The organism is Stecheria intestinalis (assembly GCF_009696165.1).
GTDB lineage: Bacteria > Bacillota_I > Bacilli_A > Erysipelotrichales > Erysipelotrichaceae > Bulleidia > Bulleidia intestinalis.
In genome coordinates, this window is record NZ_VUMN01000009.1 from 62,223 (window position 1) to 82,451 (window position 20,229).

At 51.1% G+C, this 20,229-nt stretch carries 21 protein-coding genes and 1 other annotated feature; all 21 genes read right to left on the reverse strand.

Annotation, left to right across the window (positions count from 1 at the left end; all coding sequences use genetic code 11):
• Nucleotides 1-85: 85 nt before the first annotated feature.
• A complete protein-coding gene (locus FYJ51_RS05355) occupies nucleotides 86-1,537 on the reverse strand; it encodes an alpha-amylase (RefSeq protein ID WP_154504035.1) in 1,452 nt (483 codons plus the stop codon).
• A complete protein-coding gene (locus FYJ51_RS05360; RefSeq protein ID WP_105302873.1) occupies nucleotides 1,534-2,415 on the reverse strand; it encodes a PPK2 family polyphosphate kinase in 882 nt (293 codons plus the stop codon). Before FYJ51_RS05360 ends, FYJ51_RS05355 begins: the two co-directional genes overlap by 4 nt.
• The gene (locus tag FYJ51_RS05365) at nucleotides 2,402-3,214 is read right to left on the reverse strand and encodes an alpha/beta hydrolase (protein ID WP_154504037.1); all 813 of its coding nucleotides are present in this window, start codon (nucleotides 3,212-3,214) and stop codon (nucleotides 2,402-2,404) included. The genes FYJ51_RS05360 and FYJ51_RS05365 overlap by 14 nt, the downstream gene beginning before the upstream one ends.
• Before the next feature lie 87 nt (nucleotides 3,215-3,301).
• Nucleotides 3,302-4,210, reverse strand: coding sequence for a patatin-like phospholipase family protein (locus FYJ51_RS05370; protein WP_154504039.1), 909 nt, complete (start codon nucleotides 4,208-4,210; stop codon nucleotides 3,302-3,304).
• Between the two features lie 23 nt (nucleotides 4,211-4,233).
• Nucleotides 4,234-5,040, reverse strand: coding sequence for a peptidoglycan recognition protein family protein (locus FYJ51_RS05375; RefSeq protein WP_154504041.1), 807 nt, complete (start codon nucleotides 5,038-5,040; stop codon nucleotides 4,234-4,236).
• Nucleotides 4,971-6,500 carry a cardiolipin synthase gene (gene cls, locus FYJ51_RS05380; RefSeq protein WP_154504042.1) on the reverse strand — a complete coding sequence of 510 codons (1,530 nt, stop codon included), beginning with the start codon at nucleotides 6,498-6,500 and terminating at the stop codon, nucleotides 4,971-4,973. The genes FYJ51_RS05375 and cls overlap by 70 nt, the downstream gene beginning before the upstream one ends.
• A 10-nt stretch (nucleotides 6,501-6,510) precedes the next feature.
• Complete coding sequence (locus FYJ51_RS05385; protein WP_105302868.1) at nucleotides 6,511-6,969, reverse strand: GNAT family N-acetyltransferase; 459 nt, start codon at nucleotides 6,967-6,969, stop codon at nucleotides 6,511-6,513.
• A gap of 80 nt (nucleotides 6,970-7,049) precedes the next feature.
• Nucleotides 7,050-7,703 (reverse strand): TlpA family protein disulfide reductase, encoded by a 654-nt coding sequence (locus FYJ51_RS05390; RefSeq protein WP_154504043.1) that lies wholly within the window; start codon nucleotides 7,701-7,703, stop codon nucleotides 7,050-7,052.
• Nucleotides 7,704-7,762: 59 nt separating this feature from the next.
• Nucleotides 7,763-8,686 (reverse strand): 1-phosphofructokinase family hexose kinase, encoded by a 924-nt coding sequence (locus tag FYJ51_RS05395; protein ID WP_105302866.1) that lies wholly within the window; start codon nucleotides 8,684-8,686, stop codon nucleotides 7,763-7,765.
• Between the two features lie 5 nt (nucleotides 8,687-8,691).
• On the reverse strand, nucleotides 8,692-9,912 hold the full coding sequence (gene pepT, locus FYJ51_RS05400; RefSeq protein WP_154504044.1) for a peptidase T: 1,221 nt from the start codon (nucleotides 9,910-9,912) through the stop codon (nucleotides 8,692-8,694).
• A 24-nt stretch (nucleotides 9,913-9,936) separates the two neighbouring features.
• The gene (locus tag FYJ51_RS05405) at nucleotides 9,937-10,497 is read right to left on the reverse strand and encodes a DUF1349 domain-containing protein (protein WP_154504045.1); all 561 of its coding nucleotides are present in this window, start codon (nucleotides 10,495-10,497) and stop codon (nucleotides 9,937-9,939) included.
• A 5-nt stretch (nucleotides 10,498-10,502) separates the two neighbouring features.
• Complete coding sequence (locus tag FYJ51_RS05410; RefSeq protein ID WP_154504046.1) at nucleotides 10,503-11,693, reverse strand: SpoIIE family protein phosphatase; 1,191 nt, start codon at nucleotides 11,691-11,693, stop codon at nucleotides 10,503-10,505.
• Entirely contained in the window at nucleotides 11,680-13,365 is a 1,686-nt protein-coding gene (locus FYJ51_RS05415) for a [Fe-Fe] hydrogenase large subunit C-terminal domain-containing protein (protein WP_105302862.1), read from the reverse strand. The genes FYJ51_RS05410 and FYJ51_RS05415 overlap by 14 nt, the downstream gene beginning before the upstream one ends.
• On the reverse strand, nucleotides 13,362-13,616 hold the full coding sequence (locus FYJ51_RS05420; RefSeq protein WP_105302861.1) for a (2Fe-2S) ferredoxin domain-containing protein: 255 nt from the start codon (nucleotides 13,614-13,616) through the stop codon (nucleotides 13,362-13,364). The genes FYJ51_RS05415 and FYJ51_RS05420 overlap by 4 nt, the downstream gene beginning before the upstream one ends.
• 20 nt (nucleotides 13,617-13,636) lie before the next feature.
• Complete coding sequence (locus FYJ51_RS05425) at nucleotides 13,637-15,112, reverse strand: monomeric [FeFe] hydrogenase (RefSeq protein ID WP_105302860.1); 1,476 nt, start codon at nucleotides 15,110-15,112, stop codon at nucleotides 13,637-13,639.
• Nucleotides 15,113-15,140: 28 nt separating this feature from the next.
• Nucleotides 15,141-15,716 (reverse strand): DJ-1 family glyoxalase III, encoded by a 576-nt coding sequence (locus FYJ51_RS05430; RefSeq protein ID WP_154504047.1) that lies wholly within the window; start codon nucleotides 15,714-15,716, stop codon nucleotides 15,141-15,143.
• Nucleotides 15,717-15,783: 67 nt separating this feature from the next.
• Nucleotides 15,784-16,875 carry an aminotransferase class I/II-fold pyridoxal phosphate-dependent enzyme gene (locus tag FYJ51_RS05435; RefSeq protein WP_154504048.1) on the reverse strand — a complete coding sequence of 364 codons (1,092 nt, stop codon included), beginning with the start codon at nucleotides 16,873-16,875 and terminating at the stop codon, nucleotides 15,784-15,786.
• A 20-nt stretch (nucleotides 16,876-16,895) separates the two neighbouring features.
• Nucleotides 16,896-17,633 carry an amino acid ABC transporter ATP-binding protein gene (locus tag FYJ51_RS05440; RefSeq protein ID WP_239928522.1) on the reverse strand — a complete coding sequence of 246 codons (738 nt, stop codon included), beginning with the start codon at nucleotides 17,631-17,633 and terminating at the stop codon, nucleotides 16,896-16,898.
• Entirely contained in the window at nucleotides 17,626-18,297 is a 672-nt protein-coding gene (locus tag FYJ51_RS05445; protein WP_105302857.1) for an amino acid ABC transporter permease, read from the reverse strand. The genes FYJ51_RS05440 and FYJ51_RS05445 overlap by 8 nt, the downstream gene beginning before the upstream one ends.
• 26 nt (nucleotides 18,298-18,323) lie before the next feature.
• On the reverse strand, nucleotides 18,324-19,286 hold the full coding sequence (locus tag FYJ51_RS05450; RefSeq protein WP_456243038.1) for a transporter substrate-binding domain-containing protein: 963 nt from the start codon (nucleotides 19,284-19,286) through the stop codon (nucleotides 18,324-18,326).
• Nucleotides 19,273-19,484: a binding site (T-box leader), on the reverse strand. Its footprint overlaps the gene before it by 14 nt.
• A 147-nt stretch (nucleotides 19,485-19,631) precedes the next feature.
• Nucleotides 19,632-19,877, reverse strand: a complete 246-nt coding sequence (locus FYJ51_RS05455; protein WP_205946204.1) for an FAD-binding protein — start codon at nucleotides 19,875-19,877, stop codon at nucleotides 19,632-19,634.
• Nucleotides 19,878-20,229 lie beyond the last annotated feature (352 nt).

The window sequence follows — 20,229 nt, forward strand, 5'->3', positions numbered from 1 at the left end:
CCTGCCCTTGTAAGATCACATCCGTCTATGACATTGATCCTGCCGAATAATCCATCATGATTGCATTACATGAGAAAAGAAACCGTCATTCCCGCGGTTTCTTCGTTCCTGCACATGTTTTTCTGAGCGTATAGATGGCAGCGCTCCCGCCCTGCACGTCAAACGTTCCATTGCCATTCTGATCGATCATCACCGGCGCATTTCTTTCAAGCAGATCCTCATAGACCATGCCGGCATGCTGAGTCCCGAGATACATCGTCTTCTCACCGCCCGGTCCGTCGCTGAGAAGAACTGCCAGTCCAGCCGGATGTTCTGCATCGCCTTCTCTGGTCCAGCCGATCCGGTCCGGATCATCCAGATAGTCATGCTGAGGACCATAGGCTGCATCATTCCGGAGTTTCATCATCTTCGGAAGATGCTCCATCGGAGCAATCTGATCATGCGGGATTCCGTACAGGTCTCCATAGAAAACACATGGCGTTCCTTCTTCCCGGAACAGGATTACTGCATAAGCAATCTCCCGGAACCAGCTCATCACATAGGACTGCAAGGACTGTCCTGGCTGCGTATCATGATTATCCACGAATGTCACAGCTCCTTCCGGAGCAGAAGACATCATGGTATCAGACAGAAGATTGCGCATATCGTAGTATCCGCCGCCCTGGGACGCATTGACAAAATGGAAATGAAGAGGCACATCGAACAGATGGATTCTATGATCATTCAGATCATAGTAATCCTGAAGCGCCTTCAGATCTGCACTCCAGTATTCTCCGATCGCCTGCAGCTTTTTCCCGGTTTCTGCTTCGGCAAAGTCCAGCCAGCGCTGAAAATACTGTCCGTTGATATGTTTCAGGGCATCCAGTCTGACCCCGTCGCAATCCGTCAGCTTCATATACCAGGCACCCCATTGTTCCAGTTCATGGCAGACCTTCTCCTGATCGAAATCCAGATCATCTCCGAGCAGATAATCATAGTTCCCGTTCTCGCTGCTCACATCCGGATCCCAGGTATGCCCCTGGAACTGATAGATCGTGCCCTGATCTTCTGCCCCGTCAAAACAGGACGAATCCCACTGAAAGTCAGAATATCTGCCTTTCCTTCCCTGGAACAGAAACTTCGTCCAGAACTGATGTGGTGCATATCCTCCGGTTTCTTCCAGCCGGTCGCTGGAGCTGCATGGCGCGGCCATGACAGTCTCCTGTTCATCTGCGCCGCACTTCTGATTGAATACGATATCCGCAAAGGAACATATTCCTGCTTCCTTCAATGCATGAAGCAGCTTCAGATACTCCTCTTTTGTCCCGTACTTGGTAGGGATGCTGCCCTTCTGATCAAACTCTCCGAGATCATACAGATCATACGTTCCGTAGCCAACATTATGCATGCCATTCCATGCTTTATAAGCAGGCGGCAGCCAGATGCCGGTTACTCCGATCTTCTGAAAGAACGGAATCTGTTTTCTCAGCCGTTCCCAGTGCTTTCCGTCTTCCGGCAGATACCACTCAAACCCCTGCAGAAACAGCTGATTCCTCATCTGTCTTTTTCAGGAAGCTCTGCTTCAATCTCCTGCTTCAGCTGGGCAAACTGCGACAGACGATCTGCCGTCACCTTCGGATAATGAGGATCCATATCCTTCAGCACAGAAAGGATGATCTCGCTGACCACATAGCGCATATACCACTTATGATCTGCCGGCACGACATACCACGGGCATTCTTTCGTTGCCGTATGATTGATCGCATCTTCAAAGGCAGACATGTACTCATCCCAGTACTTCCGCTCATTCCAGTCAGACTCTGAGAACTTCCAGTTCTTCTCCGGCTCTTCAATGCGATCCAGGAATCTTCTTGCCTGCTCTTCTCGGGAAACATTCAGAAAGATCTTCACCGTCCGCACGCTGTTATGATACAGATAGGTTTCAAAATGCCTGATGTCTTCGTACCGGTTCTCAATCACATGATCCGTATCAATCCGATCAGCGTGTGCCTGCGTTTCATAAAGTTTCCGGACTTTTCCGATCAGTACATCTTCATACTGACTCCGGTTGAAGATCGCAATCTCTCCTTTGGCCGGAACCTGCTGTTCAATCCGCCAGAGATAGTCATGCGCCAGCTCTGTCGCAGACGGAGACTTGAACGCTGCTTCTCTGACTCCATGCGGGCTCAGACAGGAAAGCACCGCCCGGATGGTTCCGTCTTTTCCTGCGGCATCCATGGCCTGAAACAGGAAGATCACGCCTTCCTTCTTCTCGGCATAAAGCTTATCCTGCAGCGCATCGATTTCCGCATCATTCTTCTCCAGCTTGTCTGCAGCCTTCTTCTTATCGCTGCAGAGTGAAGTCTCATCCGTCTTCGCATCCTGAATCCGGAACTTTCCGCTTCCGTCAAACCGGTATTTCTCAATCTTCTTCATCTTCTCTGATCCTTTCTGCAAATCTCTCAATCACCTGATGGATACAGCCATCCCAGTACGTCCAGCCATGCTCGCCATGTCCGCCGGCAAAGGAGGCTTCATATCCAGCCTCTTTCAGTTTCTTATGAAATCTCTGATTCATTTCCACATTGCAAGTCTCGTCTTCGCCGCAGAACACCAGGAACTCCGGCTTGTATTCCGCGTCCGGATCAATCTTCCGAAACACATCCGTATCCTCATGCTGAGTACGAGCTTCTCCGAAGATATTCTTCCAGTTCAGATCATCCGCAATGCCATTCTCAGTAAGCCATGCATGAATGATATCTCCCTGCAGCGCTCCCGAAAGAACCCCGATCAGAGAGAACCTCTCCGGGTGAATCAGTCCATGATATGCAGCAGTATATCCGCCCATGGAGCATCCTGCTGCTGCAGTTTCTGCCCTGGCTTCAGAGATCGGAAACACATGATGAAGGAACCTCGGAAGCTCTTCCGAAAGAAACGTTCCATACTTTCCTCCATGTGCCATATCCACTCCGAAGCTGTCATGAAGATCCGGAATTGCCAAGGCAATACCAGCCTCTTCTGCATAAGCCTCCGTATCCGTGCGATACAGCCAGTCTTCTGCACAGCCATTGGCACAATGGAACAGATAGAGAACCGGATAAGTCTTCTGTGCATAGACTTCATCCAGAGAACTGCTCTGGCGGATTGCATAGCCGCTTCCGATCGGCAGCAGCACCAGCACCTTAACCGGTTCCCCGAGAACTTTCGAATAGAAGGAACATTCATTCCGTATCATGTTCTTCCTCCTGCTTCATAAGCAGAGTATCTTTCTTTCCGGTTCATTTCAAGACAGGCTCAATCATAAAAAGCGTCCGAAGACGCTTCAGGCAGGAACCTTCTCTTCTGCAGCAGGAGTTGTGATCTTCTTAGGATCTTCGCGATCCAGGAACCGATAGATCTCCTCTCTTCTGGCTTCCATATCCGAATAACCGAGATCGTAGAGCTTCCGGCAGTTTTCCCGGTCTCCCTTCCAGCGGCTGACCGGAACATCGACAGAAGGACGGATATTGATAGCCTTGTTTTCGCTGACCAGCTGATTGATCAGATCGATCTGCTTGTAGTAATTCACATGACGGATCGAATAATCCTTCTTGATCTGAGGATAGTTCTTATATACCTTGCCCATGAGCCAGATAATCGCCTTCGGCGCAGCCTTGCGCACATAGTCGGCAGGCTTCGTCGTGATGATCAGATGCTTCGTGACTCCCTGCTCCACGGAACGCTCAATCGGAATCATCTTCGTGATACCGCCATCCAGCAGCTGATGTCCATTCACCTTCACAACCGCAGACGCAATCGGCAGTGCGCAGCACCCTCTCAGCAGCTCCAGGCTGTCATCCATGTCATCCGGGGTGAAGAATACTGTCTTTCCCTGATCCAGGTCATACGAACCGACTTCAATCGGGGCATGCATATCCTTCAGGGGCTGGATCGTCATGTGTTCCTTGCCCTTCAGATCATCATCAAACAGGTGCTTGTAGGCCACATAATATCCCTCTTTCAGGAATGCCCGGATGCCGACATTCTCTTTATCTGCCGCATAGTCCGTAGACATATGCTCCGGCGTATGCTTATCTCCTTCCCAGTAGCAGCACATATAAACTGCTCCACTGGAAATTCCGACCCCATAATCAAACGTGATATGCTCATCATTCAGCCAGGCAAGCGCACCCGCCGTATATGCCCCGCGGACACCGCCGCCCTCCAGTACCAGTCCGTATTTCTCGCTCATAGACTTTGTCTCCCTGTGGTATCTTATCCTGCCGCTTCAGAACCTTCAACTGACGAAATCTCGTAATCGTCGCGGATCATCTGCATGAATTCTTCCACCCTGCCCTCGGTGATCAGCCGATGCGGGCAGATCTTATCCATAAAATCCTCATGCAGACGGACATCATCAGGCGTCAGCCCGTACGTCTTCAGCAGCTCTGCCGTCAGCGCTGCTGTATTGACCAGCACCTGCTCATAATCATCGGTCAGGTTTACGCACATCTCAACCCCGATGCCATGCATATTGCCGCCATCTTCCGCACGGCCGTCTCCTGCATTCCAGCAGATCTCATTATCCGGCACGTTATGATAGATCGAATGATCATCCACTGTATAATGCCACGATACGATATCATTCTGATCCCCGGTCAGAAACGCACTGTGCGCAGCCGCATCTGCACCGGAACTGCGGTTGTCCGTCTCATGGATGATCACATAGCGGATCTCACGGATCTCTCCCGGTCTTCTCGTGCTGTCAAACGGAATATGCGCATGGGTGATCTCTATCCCGTTTGCAGAAGATAATTCCCGGTTCACCGTCATATACGTCCGTTCTTCTGCTGCCTCTGCGGCTGCTTCAGCAGCAGGCTGTGCTCTTCTGCTCTGATTCTGAATCGCATAGATCAGAAGTCCGATGATGATCACCAGCAAAACTCCGATGATGCCGATCATCTTCCTGGAAGCCCGATCCAGAACCTGTTTTCTCTTTTTCCCTGCCATAGTCAGAATAATGGTGCCATCAGGTTCATGACGCCCCGCACCATGCGTACAATCAGATTCGTCTTCCGGCACTCTTCCAGTGTGACCTGATGGGAAACCTTCAAGGCTTCGTCAAACGACTCCCGGATCTGAATCACTTCCGGAGAATCATAGATCAGAATGCCATCCTCAAAATGCAGATAATAGCTGCGGTAGTCCGTATTCACCGAACCGACGACCGCCATCCGATCATCCGCGACAATGCTCTTGGTATGATTGAACCCCGGAGTATACTCATAGATCTCAATCCCCCTCCGGATCAGTTCCGTATAGTTGTGCCTCGTGATTGCAAATACCATCTTCTTATCCGGAATATGCGGAGTCAGAATCCGGACCTTCACGCCCTTTTCCGCAGCCAGGCACAAAGACGTCTTCATCGCATCATTCAGAATCAGATACGGCGTATTGATATCGATATAATCTTCTGCATTCTGCACGAGATTCAGGTGCATGCACAGGCCCACGTTCGCCTCATCTTTCGGCGTATCGCTGAACGGCTGGAAATACCCCTTCTGACCATGGAATGCTTCATTCGGCAGATGATATCTCGCATAATCCATCGTATCCGTATCCTTCTTCAGATAGCTGAACATTCCTAGAAACATCACTGCCATCGACCATACCGCCTCGCCGCGGATCATGATCGCATCATCCCGCCAGTAGCCGAATCTGCGGATCCGGTTTCCGTATTCATCTGCGAGATTCACCCCGCCCGTGAAACCGACCTGATTATCAATCACGCAGATCTTCCGATGATCACGGTTGTTCATCTGAATCAATAAAGCCGGCCTCAGCGTATTGAACCGGTAAGTCTCAATGCCCATCTCATTCAGCATGCGGTCATAATGCAGAGGAAGCGTGATGCAGCCGAAATCATCATAGATCAGCTTCACTTCCACGCCTTCTGCAGCCTTCTGCTTCAGCACTGTCAGCGTCTCATCCCACATGGATCCCTTATCGATGATGAAATACTCCAGGAAGATGAAGTGCTTTGCCTTCTTCAGCTCTTCCAGAAACACCGGAAACCATTTCTCTCCGCTTGGAAAATAGACCGCATCTGTATCCTGATACACCGGAAAACGACTCTCTCTCAATGCATAATTGAAGATATTATGAACCGCAGGATCCTTTTCTTTCAGTCCCTGCATGATACGATCATCCTGCTCCAGGAGATTCTTCATGCGGCTGCTTGCCTGCGTCGTGCCATTGGAAAGCTTCTTCGGCATCTTCCTGCCCGCTACCAGCAGATACAGCATGCATCCGAACAATGGCAGCACCAGAATCAGCACGCACCACGACATCTTATAAGAAGGATCTTCTTCCTGATTGATCACATAGATTGCCAGAATCACACCGAATATTTCCGTTGCCGGAATGACCTGATAATAAATTGCAGTATTCCAGAGCCACGAAAACAGCAAAGCAATCTGCAGAGCAATCAGAGCGATAATCACCAGCAGCCGGCTGGTGAGAATCTTCAGCAGTTTCTTCATAATGCATTCATTATAGCAGACGGTACCGGTAGATGTTCTTCACGGTCTCCCCGCGCAGGTACAGCCAGTGATCCGGGGGTACATTCACCGTTCCTTCCAGGGTACCATTCAGCTTCTCAAGCGTCTTCCGGGAAGGAATATTATCCGGAGAACAGGTGATGATCAGCTCTTCCATGCCCTTCTGCTTTGCAACCTCAAACAGCAGCAGACATGCCTGATATGCATAGCCATGTCCCCGGTAGACGGAAAGCACGTTATATCCGATATTTCCGGCATAATAAAGCTCTTCATTCATGCCATAGCGCAGATCGCATGATCCGACCCTGATATTCGTGCCATGGAGATAGATGCCGAACAGATCCGAAGGAACCATCTGATTGTATTTGCTGGCATCAACATGCTGATCAAGCATCAGATCCACGCATTTTCCCTCGACCCTCTTCGGCTTTCTGAAGAACCTTCCGAACATAAATCTATTATCTTCTTTTATTCCGGAATCCGGAATCAGAAATTCCCGTACAGTCAGAAAAAGAGGATCCCTCAGGATCCTCAGTCAGCAGTATCTTCGATAATCTGTGCGTAGATGCCTCTAAGCTCTGCAATCTGATCTGAATTCATCTGGGAATTCTCATCCACAAGCGAGAAGCTGTCGACCAGGGACAGATGATGCCCCGTGATCTCTCCGTTCTTCACGCCGAGAAACAGCGGGATCTGGAAATTCGGAAGCTCTGCTCCATCCGGGTTTGCTTCATCCTTTTCCCATTCGATCCAGTCCAGATTCCGGCAGAGCTCATTCAGCTCTTCGGTGCTTACCGCATGTTCTGCATCATTGTTCAGACATACATAGTAAACCGTGACACCCATCTGCTTGGCCACATAATTGACCTGCGGAATCGCCCGCTGGCAGAACGGGCACCAGGTTGCACTGTACAGAATCAGACCGCTTCCGCCTTCTTCAATCAGCCGGGTTGCTTCTGTGAAGGTAATCTCCTTCAGAACCGGATCCGGATCTTCAAAGAACTGATAGCCGCTCAGATCAGGATTCTCATCCTTGATCGTGATCTCAATCGGACTCGTGATCGTCACCTGAGGATACACCGTCTCTGCAGAAGCAGACGCTGATGCAGAAGCAGCAGTTCCATCCGAAGACGAGCACCCGGCAAGCATGCAAGCCCCAAGAATCAGACCAGTCAGTTTTCTCATATTCTTCCTCATCTGCGAAATGGTAACACGAACCACCCTCCGCATCAAGGAAAAGAACCTTATTTCAGCTGGCGGATCTCGGTCTTCTCATAGAACGAATCAATCTTCTCACGGGTTGCAAGACCTTTGGAATATGCCGTTGCACTGCCGCAGCACGCACCGAACCGGAAAGAATCCAGCGGATCACCGGTACGCAGATAATTCATCAGGAAACCAGCCGTCAGGGAATCGCCTGTGCCGACCGTGCTCACCGCTTTCTCCTGGTGCACGACTTCGCAGGCAAATAAGCCCTGGCTGCAGGCAAGCAGCGCTTCTTTTGCAGAATCCATCAACACCAGCACATGCTGAGCACCCTGCCTGCACATCGCTTCTGCTTCCGCCGCAGTCTCTTCCGGACTCAGCTTCCTGCCGAGCTCTGCTTCCAGTTCTGCCTGCGAGCGCTTGATCAGGAACGGGCCATCTGCCAGCACGTCCCGGATAATCTCCGCATTCGTATCGAGGCAGACCCGGACTTTGTCTTTCACCGCATTCTCCAGCATCGTATGAATATCGGAAGACAGATACTTCGGGCAGTTGCCCGCCAGGACAAAGTAATCTCCTTCATCCAGGCGTTCCATCTTCTTCATCAGGTTCTCCATATCGCTGCTTGTGATATACGGGCCAGCCGCATTCAGATCTGTCTCATCCTCCTGCCCGGTCAGCTTCACATTGATTCTCGTATTTCCATCGATATACGTGAAATTCGGCTGGATATACTCATACTTCTGCAGCAGCGTGATATAGAAATCACGCGTGAAGCCCCCGAGAAACCCGCAGGCCCTCGTCGGAATCTGCAGATTGTTCAGCACAATCGAGACATTGATTCCTTTGCCGCCAGCCTCATAGTATTCCAGCTGGCTCCGGTTCACCGAATCCGGCTGAACCGGTTTCTCAAACTCCATGTAATAATCCAGAGATGGATTCATCGTACATGTGCAGATCATTGAGATTACTCCTTTCCGGCAGCACGTTCTGCAATCCGCTGCACAAGCTTGGCAGCCAGATCCAGTTCTTCGAGAACGCAGTATTCATAGCGGCCATGGAAATTGCCGCCGCCATTGCCGAGATTCGGACACGGAAGACCGTGGAATGAGAGCTGTGCCCCGTCGGTTCCTCCGCGGATCGGCACATTCTCCGGCACAAGTCCGAGATCCTGGATCGACTTCCAGGCAATCTCAGATACTTCCGGATGCTTCGCCAGAACTTCTTTCATATTCCGGTACTGATCCGCAAAGGAGATTTCTGCCGTTCCGGCTCCGTATTCTGCATTGAAGAGATCGCAGACTTTCTGCATCAGATCCTTCTTATCCTGGATCTTCTTTGCATCATGATCCCGGAGAATATATTCCAGCTCCGCAGATTCCACATTTCCATGCATGCTGCAGAGATGGATGAATCCTTCTTTTCCTTCCGTATGTTCCGGCGTCATCTCCGCCGGAAGCGCTGCCGCAAACCGGCAGGCAATCTCGCCGGCATTGATCATGCGATCCTTCGCTTCCCCGGGATGAATAGAGAAGCCCCTGAAATGAACGACAGCAGACGCCGCATTGAACGTTTCATCGCTCATGATATTCACCGCATCGCCATCCATGGTATATGCAAAATCTGCACCCATCTTCTCAAAGTCGAAGTATTCCGGTCCTTCGCCGATCTCTTCATCCGGCGTGAACGCGACGCAGATCCTCCCGTGTTTCAGAGAAGGATTCTTCTGCCACTCTTCCAGGGCCTGCATGATGCATGCGATTCCTGCCTTGTCATCTGCCCCGAGCAGCGTATTGCCATCGGTCACCAGCAGTGTCTTTCCCTTCAGCTTCTTCATCTGCGGAAACAGCGCGACTCTCGTCACAATTTCCTCATTCAGGGCAATATCGCCGCCATCATAATTCTCAATGATTCTCGGATTCACACCCGTTCCGGTGAAATCCGGAGCAGTATCCATATGCGCAATGAATCCGACTGCCGGTGCTTCATGATCCAGGTTGGACTCCAGGTGTGCATATACATAGCACTTGTCATCGCATGCTGCATCCTTCAGACCAAGTTCCTTCAGTTCTTCTACCAGGATCTCTGCCAGGGCAAACTCCTTGCTGGAAGAAGGATGTGTTCCCGACTTCGGATCAGATTGCGTATCCACTTTGCAGTAACGGATCAGTTTCTCTGCTGCGCTCATATTCTTTGCCTCTTGTCTTTCTATTCATATCTTCTGCAGTTTCATCTTCGAAAACGTGCAGTCAAAACTGGAATCTCCCGGACTGCATGCATAGATGCCAGCCTGAACCGGCACCGAACTGTCCGCAAAGTGCAGCCAGCGCATGTCGGAATAGACCTCTCCGTGAAAACTGTACTGGAACCTCACATTGCCATTCCAGTACAGAATTCTCAGATACAGCCACCGGATCCCTGCTCCAAGCTGGCGGCAGCTGCGATCTCCGTACCCGTCTTCATAGACGGTACAGGAAAGATCCAGGAATTCCTTCCTGCATTCTACTCCCGCTTTCGCCCAATGCGTATTATTACGTTTCAGAAAAAGTCCGCATTCTTCATCCAGATGCGTGAACTGATAGTCAATCTTCGTGGAGAACGAAAAGCACTCCATCTGGGGCAGAATCATCCCGCAGGCATCAGTGCTGTCATAAGAAAGCGAATGAAAGCTCGTGTAGGGCTGTGTCTCCAGGACAAGCCGATCATCTTCCAGAATATACAGTTCCGGTTTCCGGAACCATGTCAGTTCTCTCGGGCTGATCTCTCCATTCATAGCATTCAGTACATCTCAATATGCACGATTTTTCCGACCTTCTTCAGATTCTCTGCCATCTCTTTGATCAGAGCAATCTTCGCATTCAGTGAAATCGGCGAATATGCAATTGCATCATGCGCCGGATTGTCACTTAATCCTACCATGAAAGTGATGCCGCTGGCAGAAAGAAGCATCTTTGCAAGCATGGTTGCGCCATCGGTATCTTTCGACAGCATCAGTTCTTCCCGGAAACTGACATCGCCAGCCGCTTTTTCCAGATATCTGGCAACCTTCTGCAGCGTCAGAACACCCTCCGTGACGAGATCTATTCCTTCGATGAATCCCTTCGGGGGAACATCCGGCTTCATGCTCATGAGACCATCCGTGGTCAGTGCTCTGCCAGTCACCCTTGBAACGATCTGACTCGTCGTTCCGCCGCAGCAGGCCTTCTTGCCGGTTGCAGAAAGCAGCCGATGAACCACTTTCTCATCATCTTCCGGATGCGAAGGAGGACCGACCATCACAATTGTCTCAGTCAGCGGAATCACCCGCAGGCATACCGCCGTGGAATCATCTCCCGGCTTGCCGCCATAGAGATAATTCACATTCGCTAATAATAATCTCGTGGTCTCGCTTGCCGTATCATTCCGTCTGACCTGTTCCTGCAGGTATTCTTCTACTTCTTTCTGACCCCAGCCGAAATTCAGCGCCATGCCGACCCCGGCATGCAGCACGCCGTCGCTGAACACCACAAACCGGTCGCCCGGTTCTGCATGCATGCTGGAGACATAGATCTGACGCCCATTCATGACCATCTTCTCTCTGGCAATCCGGTAGATCTGATCATCCCGCATGATCACGACATCCGGGCCGTCAAACTCTGCAATATACGTATTCCCGTTAGAGAAGATCTGAACGATCGAAAATGTGGAATAGGCTATTCCTCTTTCCTGACACACCGGCAGTGTCGCCGTAATCGTCTCTACCGCATCTGCCAGTGCCATGCCGGAAACGATCATCTCGCTGATGATCGTGCTGGTCAGCGTGGAGAGAATATTCGCCTTCACGCCGCTTCCGAGCCCATCCGCTAAGACCATGACAAAACACTTCTCGCCCCGGCGGATCTGAACCCGGTCACCGCACAGTTCTTCTCCGTATTTATTCAGCGAGCGCCAGTAGGCATCAATGTAGATCAGATCCTCATTCATCTTCATCCATAGCCTGCTTCAGTTTCGTCAGGGCAACCTTCGATTTCGCAGTCGTTTCACCGAGCAGACTCGCAATTTCCTGAACGGTGCGCATCTGTTCATCAATTACCTGCGAAGTTACTTCCATCGTTCTTTCACGCATGTTGCGCAGCTGCTTTTCCTTGGCATCTTCCTGGGTGCGATCCATCAGGATCACAACCGTATAAGACTGACCCTGCACTTTCACAATCGCATGATCAATCAGCTTATGATAGCCCTCATACCAGATCCGGATATATTCCGTCTTGCGTCCGGTCGAACGGATCAGCCGCTCCAGGGCATCATCTGGCAGCACTGCCGATACCGGCATTCCGGTCGGATTCACCATATCAAGATCCAGCATCTTTCTCGCACTGGGATTCATCTCCCGCACATTCAGATCCTTGTCAAGAACCACGATGCCATTCGGCGTATTCTCGATCACGACATTGGAAAGAGACTCTGCCCTCTCCAGTGCCCCCGGCAGACAGATCTTCGGATCTGCTTTGCCATCCAGCACCGCAATCGCCTTTGCCCGGCATGTCTCATAGCCGCACGCGCCGCAGTCATGGATCTTGTCCGCAGACGTCTTGCCCATCACAATCAGCTCATCCTGGATCTCTTCTTCGGTATGAACCGGCCGGTAGATATGTTCCGCTTTCCACGTTGCATCCAGAGAGAACGGCAGCTCCCCCGGACCGATCCGCTTCTGCACATCGACATTGTCCCGGATCACGCTCTGGCCAAGCCATTCATTATGCTTGAAATGAGAAAGCAGAGGTCCGCCGATGCAGGATCCCTCGCAGGCACTCACCTCAAAGAAATAACCCGAAAGCGTTCCATCCCGCATCGCTTCCAGGACCTTGCGGATTCTCGGAACTCCTTCCACATTTACGTAATGATATTTCTCGCTCTTCTCCATCGTAGCGATGATGCCGCCAGGCGTCGGATATAATCTTGAAATCGAGCCGGTGAAATTCTCCCAGGCAGTCTTCTCTTCTTCCTTCAGACTGCTCTCTACCCAGTTCAGCACTTCTTCCATGCTGATGCAGGCATCTACCGCACCCGCAAAACGAGCATCCTGGATCTCTTTATACTTGGCAATGCATGGCGAAAGGAATATGACCTTCGCATGCGGATGTTTCTCACGGATCAGGCGGCCATGCGCAATCAGCGGTGAAACCACCGGAGCCATGTACTGCGTCAGATCTCCGTATTCTTTTTCGATCAGATTATTGATTGCCGGGCAGGCAGTCGAGATGATATTCTTCATCTCTCCTTTTTCTGCCAGGTTTGCATAAGCACGGCTGACCAGCGCAGCTCCGCGGGCCGTCTCTTCCACTTCTGAAAATCCTCTTGCCTTCAGCAGCGCGATCAGATCATTCAACTGCGGCCAGACTGCCGCAAAGCTCGGGGCCGCACTTAAAATGACTTCTTCCCCGTCATTCAGCCACTTCTTTACGCGACCGAGTTCACTCAGAACTTCCTTCGCATCATGAGGACATACACTGTAGCATCTTCCGCACAGGATGCATTCCTCTTCCACGATGGCAGGCATCTGATGGATGTATGTCATTGCATTCGTCGGACATGCCCGCACACAGCGCATGCAATTATGGCACTGCGCTTCTTCCAGACGAATGAAGTGACCCGTGCTCATGACAGAGCTTCCGTGATTTCCTTCTTCAGGACTTCCTTCGCATTCTCAGCAGTCACCTGCTCCAGCTGTTTTCCGTTTACCCGGATGCCGAGACCGAGGTGATTCTGGCAGGCCTTCATGCAGAAGGAACCTTTGACGGCAACTTCATCTTCCCAGCCGTTCTCCTTGATCAGTTCATTCAGGGTCTGGACTACCTGGCTGCTGCCCTTCACATAGCAGGCACTCCCGATGCAAATCTCCACGTTCACCATAATTGATCTGTCCTCCAAGCTCAGAATTTATGAGTCACATCCATGTCGACCTGATCGAAGTCGTAGATTTCCATGGATTTCGCAATTGTCTTCTTATCGGTCTTCATATTTTCCTTCATCATGCGTCCCTTGACCTGCATCGGATCAGAAATGCATGCCGGTCCGGCAATACAGCCGCCCGGGCAGCACATTCCTTCCAGGATATCCTGCTGGAACTTGCCGGCTTTGATCAGCATCAGCTGCTTCTTGCACTCCATCGCACCATTGGCAAGATAAGTCGTGTACGGACCATCTCCGGCTTCCTTCGCGGCTTCTGCGACTGCTGCCGCAACACCTCCGGTCGCCGCAAAGTTGCGTCCGTAATTGGAAGGATAATCCTTCAGCTCCTCAGCCGGAATCTCAGCAGGATTGATCTGTCTGGAAATCAGGAGCGCTGCCAGCTCTTCATACGTCAGCACATAGTCGACCGGCGTATTCTCGCTCATCGCTTCCTGCTTCTTGGCCAGGCACGGGCCGATGAATACGATGCCATGATCCGGATGTTCCTGCTTCAGCTTGCGCGCAATTGCCATCATAGGCGTCACAGTCGTGCTCTTGTTATTCTTGTACTGCTCCGGGAAATGAATCTTCAGCATGTTGACAAAGCCCGGGCAGCACGAAGTCGTCATCGGAAGACCTTTTTCCTTATGTTCCTTCAGCTCCGCTGCTTCAAACTTTGCCACCGCATCGGCACCGATCGCAACTTCATAGCACTTCTCGAAGCCGAGCTTCTCGATGGCCTTCATGATCTGGGCAAGAGAGGTATTTTCAAACTGGCCCTGGATCGACGGAGCCACAATGGCATAGCATGGCGTCTTCATCTTCAGCAGCTGCACCACCGGAACAACCCAGGAAATATCTTCAATAGCACCGAATGGGCAGGCTCCTTCGCACTGACCGCAGTTGATGCACTTGTTCTCATCGATGACAGCGATATTATGCTTGTCCCAGCTGATTGCCTGAACCGGGCAGTGCGCATAGCACGGCCGCTCCGTCACGACAATCGCATTATACGGGCAGGCTCTTGCACAGGCACCGCACTCCTTGCACATGGAATAATCAATCTCAGAACGCGTCGTTCCGATATGCATCGCGCCGAAATGGCAGGCAGCCACGCAGCTCTTCGCCATGCAGCGGCGGCAGTTATCCGTCACGCGGATCTTCTTGATCGTGCATCCGTCGCAGGCCGCATCGATCACCTGGACAATCTGCCTCGGATTGTATTCAGCCGCGTCATTTGCCATCTTGCCCTCCGCAAGACGGATCCGCTGACGCAGCACTTCACGTTCCTTATAGACACAGCAGCGCACTCGCGGCGTATCCATTGATACGAGCTTCTTTCCGTAATCCCGGATTGCTTTCTCGTCCACCTGGCCAGTCTCATAGACCTGCTTGCATAACTGAACCAGAATATCGAACTTGAACTGTCTGGAATCGTTACTGAACATGTTCTCCATAGAATAGATCTTCCTCCCCTTCGATCACTCACTCCGGCTTCTTCAGAGTCCGGAAGCTGTGCTCATACTGCATCCCGTACTCCACCCGCTTCAGCGTATTCTCATCAGCAATCTGCTTCAGAATGCTGCGGGCAAACTCAATCGTCGCACCCATGCCGCGGCCGGTAATCAGATTGCCATCCGTGACCGCCAGTTCCATCTCATAAGTGCCTCCGAAGCCAGCTTCCTCAAAACCAGGGAAACACGTATAATGCCGGCCCTTCAGAATTCCCAGATGTCCCAGGATCGAGGGCGCCGCACAGATCGCACACGTCAGCTTTCCTGCTTCAAAGTGCGCTTTCAGAGCATTTGCAAGAACCTGGCAGTTCTCCAGATTCTTGGTTCCGACCTTTCCGCCCGGAAGAATCAGCACATCATAATCTTCCGGAAGGAATTCCATCAGAACCATATCTGCCTTCATCGTCACGCCATGTGAGGAATGCACTTCCAGATCATCCGTAATGGAAATCATATCTGCCGGAACGCTGCCTCTTCTCAGCATGTCCACGGTAATCAATGCTTCGCAGTCTTCAAATCCATCCGCAAGAAAAATCGCACATCTCATGTGTATCACTTTTCCCTTCTGTTTGTAAAAATTATATCATTCCGGACGAATTCTTACTTAGCAGGATTCAATCGCCGCTCCGATTCAGATATTCGCTCAGCACCATGAGCCCGTATTCTTCAGTATGCGGATCGGCAGTAAAGGTCAGTCTCAGATGATGTTCACAGTCAAAACAGCTTCCCGGCACGAAAAAGACACCGCTTTCCTCAAGCAGGTCCTGAGCCAGCTTCGTGCTCGGAATATCTGCTTCATAGTGCAGAAAACTGACCGTTCCATAATCCGGCATCACCAGCGAAGCCTTAGGTTCTTTCTTCAGCCATGTCTTCACCACTGCTTTGCACGCAGAAATCCGCTTTCTGCTTCTGGAAAGCAGGAAATCCCGGTTCAGCAATGCAAGATAGCCAAGCGTATCCGCCAGCGGACCCGTGGAAATCATCGAATAATCCCGGCGCACATTGATCAGATGAATCAGCTTCTCCGGCCCTCTGACCCATCCGAGCCTCAGTCCGGCAAGCGAAAAGAGCTTGGAAAGAGAAGATGTCGAGATTCCGTATTCATAGACATCCGCGACACTCTGCATTTCCGGATCCCGGTACACTTCATCGCACAGAATCCACGTCTGATGCTTTCTGCACAGCGAAAGGAGCTCGGAAAAGAGCTCCGGTTTCAGTACAGAACCGGTCGGGTTATTCGGCATATTCAGAATGACCATCTTCACCGGCTTTTCAAAAGCACTCTGAAGATCTGAGCCATCCGGCTGCCAGCCGGAAGCTTCTGAAAGAGGAAGCACTGCCACTTCGCAGCCAAGCGAACGCGGAACATCCTCGAACTGCTGGTAGGAAGGCGTGAAAGTCACAACCCGATCGCCCGGTTCCAGCAGCGTATGCATGACAAGCTCATTTGCCTGCAGACACCCATCCGCAAGCGTGATCTGATCAATCGTACCAGAAGAATAAAGCTTCAGGATTTCATTCCGCAGACGTTCATCTCCGGGAATCACGCCATAATCCAGCGTGACCGAATCCAGCAGATGATGATGGTCGAATCCCATCAGTTCCGAAAAGGAAAGCGGCGCAACACATGTATCCGTCATGTTGCATACAGCCTGCCTCTCGTAGTCATTCATCCACTGTTCCGTCTTGAAATCCGGAAGCTTCATACAATCTCCTTCAGACAGCTTCAGTCATACAGGACTTTCGAAAGGAAATCCTTTGCCCGTTCCGACTCCGGATGGGTGAAAAATGCCTGTGACGTATTCTGTTCCACAATCTCCCCGTTATCCAGGAAGACAACACGATTGCCGACCTTGCGGGCAAACCCCATCTCATGGGTTACCACCAGCATGGTCATGCCCTGTGCTCCGAGGTCCTTCATGACCTCAAGCACTTCCTTGATCATCTCCGGGTCCAGAGCCGAAGTCGGTTCATCAAACAGCATGACTTCAGGATTCATGCACAGCGCCCGGGCAATCGCAACCCTCTGCTGCTGACCTCCGGAGAGCTTGGAAGGATATGCATCCCGCTTGGACTCCAGACCGACTTTCTTCAGATATTCCATGGCCAGTGCTTCTGCTTCTGCAGCTGATTTTCCTGCCACGCTCATCGGGGCAAGCATGCAGTTCTGAAGCACGGTCTTATTCGCAAACAAATTGAAGTGCTGGAAGACAAAGCCCATCTTCTTGCGCTGAGCAGCATATTTCTGCTTGTCTGCACGATTCATGACTTCGCCATCCAGATAGATGGTTCCGCTTTCCGGAGTCTCCAGTCCATGGATGCACCGGCAGAGCGTGCTCTTGCCGGAACCGGATGGTCCGATCAGGCATACGATATCGCCATCATTGATTTCCAGATTGATATCTTTTAATGCTTTCAGTTCCCCGAACGATTTGTTCAGATGTTCTACCTTGATCTTACTCACTGACTGCAAGCCTCCTCTCCAGCTTCTTCGAGAAATAAGAGGTGATCACGGTCATGATCAGATACAGAACACCAGCCAGGATCAGCGGATCCAGATAGTCATAGTACTTCTTGCCGAGCACCTGCGCCCGGTACAGAAGTTCCAGTGCACCGATATTGGAAATCAGCGAGCTGTCCTTGATCAGCGTGATGAACTCTGAGACAAGCGGCGGGATGATATGCCGGAATGCCTGCGGAAGAATGATTTCCTTCATCATGGTTCCATAGCTGATGCCAAGCGTCTCGCACGCTTCCCACTGACCTTTGTCAACACCCTGGATTCCGGAACGGATCAGTTCAGTCTGATATGCCCCTGAGTTGAACGACAGGGACAGAAGTCCGACCAGATACGGATCTGCGCTCATGCGCGTTCCCGTGATCCGCTGATAGAGAACCGGCACGCCGAGATAGAAGAACAGGATCTGCAGCAGCATCGGGGTTCCCCGAAATAGCTCCACATAAACATTTGCGATCACATGAAGCACCTTGGAATGCGACAGCTTGGCCGCTGCCAGCAGAATGCCGATCACACAGCCGATTGCCACAGAACCTAACGCCAGCAGCAGGCTGACTCCTGCTCCCTGAACCAGGAATGTCAGATTCTCTGAAGTAAAGATATCAGACATGAACTCGCTCCTTTGCTAAACCAGACTCACTGCAGTCCGTACTGCTCCTTCAGCTTGGCACAATCATCACTTGCCAAGAACGCAGCCAGTGCCTTGTTGACTGCATCCATCAGTTCTGTATTGCCTTCCTTGGCAATGATATGCGTGGACTCATCCAGCAGGACATCATCCAGCATCTTGAAGTTTCCGGTTGCCGCATAGTTCTTGGCAACTGCGATATCGAGAATCACTGCATCATATCCGCCGGACTTCAGCGTCTCGACCGCGATACCCATATCTTCCACCGCAGTGGTATGATCCGGAGAAAGTTCTTCAGCAACCATCTCACCAGTCGATCCGAGCTGGCATCCGAGGTTCGCACCCTTGAGTTCATCAGTGCTGGTAATCGGGCTGTCTGCTGTAACCAGTGCTACCTGAGCAGAATCATAATAAGGATCCGAGAAGAGCACCTTCCGGTCCTCTGCATACGTGAATCCGGAAATACCGAGATCTACCTGATCTGTCTGGATTGCGGAGATGATCGTATCAAAGCTCATCTGTTTCCATTCATGCGTATAGTTGTAGCCATTCTCATTCAGCCAGGTGAACAGCCATTCGCCCATATCGTAGTCGAATCCGGTCAGCTCACCGCTGGTAGTCAGATCATCAAACGNCGGATAATCCGGAGACATTGCAATGATGATGTTCTGCGCTTCTGCGGAAGCAGCAGGGGCTTCGGAAGCCTCAGCAGCTGCGGCAGTCGCAGCAGCAGATTCTGCAGCTGCAGTGGATGCAGCTGCGGATGATGACGAGGATGAACCGCATGCAGCCAGGCTCATCGCAAGCAGTGCAGATAATGCAGCAGATACCATTTTCTTCATATTCATTTCCCTCTTCTTCTCTTTCTGATTCACTGATTCAAAGCAATTCATTCGTCGGTCACTCTGCATTCCATCACCGCCTTTTCTTTCTGAAAAACAAAAAAGCCGTCTCAATTCCAGAGACGACATGCACCGCGGTACCACTCTGATTGCCAGCTTCTTCAGCCAGCCACCTCTTTCCTGTAACGCCGGACCGCGTTTCTTCCTACTCCCGTTCAGAAGAACTTCTCCCAGATGCGCTTCTCTGCTGCGGTTGCCGCCGGACTTCCACTCTGTTCCGGCTCGCTGATGGCCCTAAGCAGATACTCTTCTGTTCTCAGAACTTTGAACTTAGATTAGTCGAGCAGGGATCGTTTGTCAATCATTTTCTTTTCTATTTCTGAAAAAGTATTCATTTTATCGGATTCTTTTGCACTGCATTTTCATTTAATTCCTTAATAAAACTCTGTCCCAATTGGGGCAGAGTCCTGCAGATCAGCCGATCAGTTCAGCCATGGTCTTTCCGGCAAGTCTTCCGAACGTGAAGCTGTCCCCGAGACCTGAACCATCTACCCGGAAGGTCCCATGGAACCCGCCGGCAACTTCGCCAGCTGCATAAAGTCCAGGAATCACATTTCCATCCGTATCCAGCACCTGCGTCTTCTCATTGATCAGGATGCCGCCCATGCAATAATGTGCGCCAACCCAGAACTGATAGCCATAGAGAGTGCCTTCCTTCAATCTGATTCTCAGGAACGATGTCGATCATCAGGTAGAAGCAGCTTATGCATGCATGTCTAACGGGACGATTCTGATCACCGCAAATCTCTTTCTGCAATCCATAAGCAGTCTTCTTTCCATACCGCTCTCAGAAGGATGGAACCGTACCTACGGGATCATATATAAGACTCCTGTCTCAGATGCAGTTCAGAAATACATTGATCTTGCTCAGGAACTTTACCGCAGATCATGACCACCCGTGAAACGGGTGGTTTGTTCTAAGGCTATAAGCCTATTGTGCTAGCCAGCGTCTCAAGACGCTGGCTTCTCCATATTTCAATATGTCTAAGCCACTATGCACTTTTAACTATTG

What these genes read in the sequence shown, in the direction of transcription:
- FYJ51_RS05355 (WP_154504035.1), bottom strand. Translation starts at nt 1,537, where the DNA reads ATGAGGAATCAGCTGTTTCTGCAGGGGTTTGAGTGGTATCTGCCGGAA.
- FYJ51_RS05360 (WP_105302873.1), bottom strand. Translation starts at nt 2,415, where the DNA reads ATGAAGAAGATTGAGAAATACCGGTTTGACGGAAGCGGAAAGTTCCGG.
- FYJ51_RS05405 (WP_154504045.1), bottom strand. Translation starts at nt 10,497, where the DNA reads ATGAATGGAGAGATCAGCCCGAGAGAACTGACATGGTTCCGGAAACCG.
- FYJ51_RS05445 (WP_105302857.1), bottom strand. Translation starts at nt 18,297, where the DNA reads ATGTCTGATATCTTTACTTCAGAGAATCTGACATTCCTGGTTCAGGGA.
- FYJ51_RS05365 (WP_154504037.1), bottom strand. Translation starts at nt 3,214, where the DNA reads ATGATACGGAATGAATGTTCCTTCTATTCGAAAGTTCTCGGGGAACCG.
- FYJ51_RS05430 (WP_154504047.1), bottom strand. Translation starts at nt 15,716, where the DNA reads ATGAGATGTGCGATTTTTCTTGCGGATGGATTTGAAGACTGCGAAGCA.
- FYJ51_RS05395 (WP_105302866.1), bottom strand. Translation starts at nt 8,686, where the DNA reads ATGATCTGCACATGTACGATGAATCCATCTCTGGATTATTACATGGAG.
- cls (WP_154504042.1), bottom strand. Translation starts at nt 6,500, where the DNA reads ATGAAGAAACTGCTGAAGATTCTCACCAGCCGGCTGCTGGTGATTATC.
- FYJ51_RS05370 (WP_154504039.1), bottom strand. Translation starts at nt 4,210, where the DNA reads ATGAGCGAGAAATACGGACTGGTACTGGAGGGCGGCGGTGTCCGCGGG.
- FYJ51_RS05425 (WP_105302860.1), bottom strand. Translation starts at nt 15,112, where the DNA reads ATGGAGAACATGTTCAGTAACGATTCCAGACAGTTCAAGTTCGATATT.
- pepT (WP_154504044.1), bottom strand. Translation starts at nt 9,912, where the DNA reads ATGAGCGCAGCAGAGAAACTGATCCGTTACTGCAAAGTGGATACGCAA.
- FYJ51_RS05385 (WP_105302868.1), bottom strand. Translation starts at nt 6,969, where the DNA reads ATGTTCGGAAGGTTCTTCAGAAAGCCGAAGAGGGTCGAGGGAAAATGC.
- FYJ51_RS05415 (WP_105302862.1), bottom strand. Translation starts at nt 13,365, where the DNA reads ATGAGCACGGGTCACTTCATTCGTCTGGAAGAAGCGCAGTGCCATAAT.
- FYJ51_RS05420 (WP_105302861.1), bottom strand. Translation starts at nt 13,616, where the DNA reads ATGGTGAACGTGGAGATTTGCATCGGGAGTGCCTGCTATGTGAAGGGC.
- FYJ51_RS05390 (WP_154504043.1), bottom strand. Translation starts at nt 7,703, where the DNA reads ATGAGAAAACTGACTGGTCTGATTCTTGGGGCTTGCATGCTTGCCGGG.
- FYJ51_RS05435 (WP_154504048.1), bottom strand. Translation starts at nt 16,875, where the DNA reads ATGAAGCTTCCGGATTTCAAGACGGAACAGTGGATGAATGACTACGAG.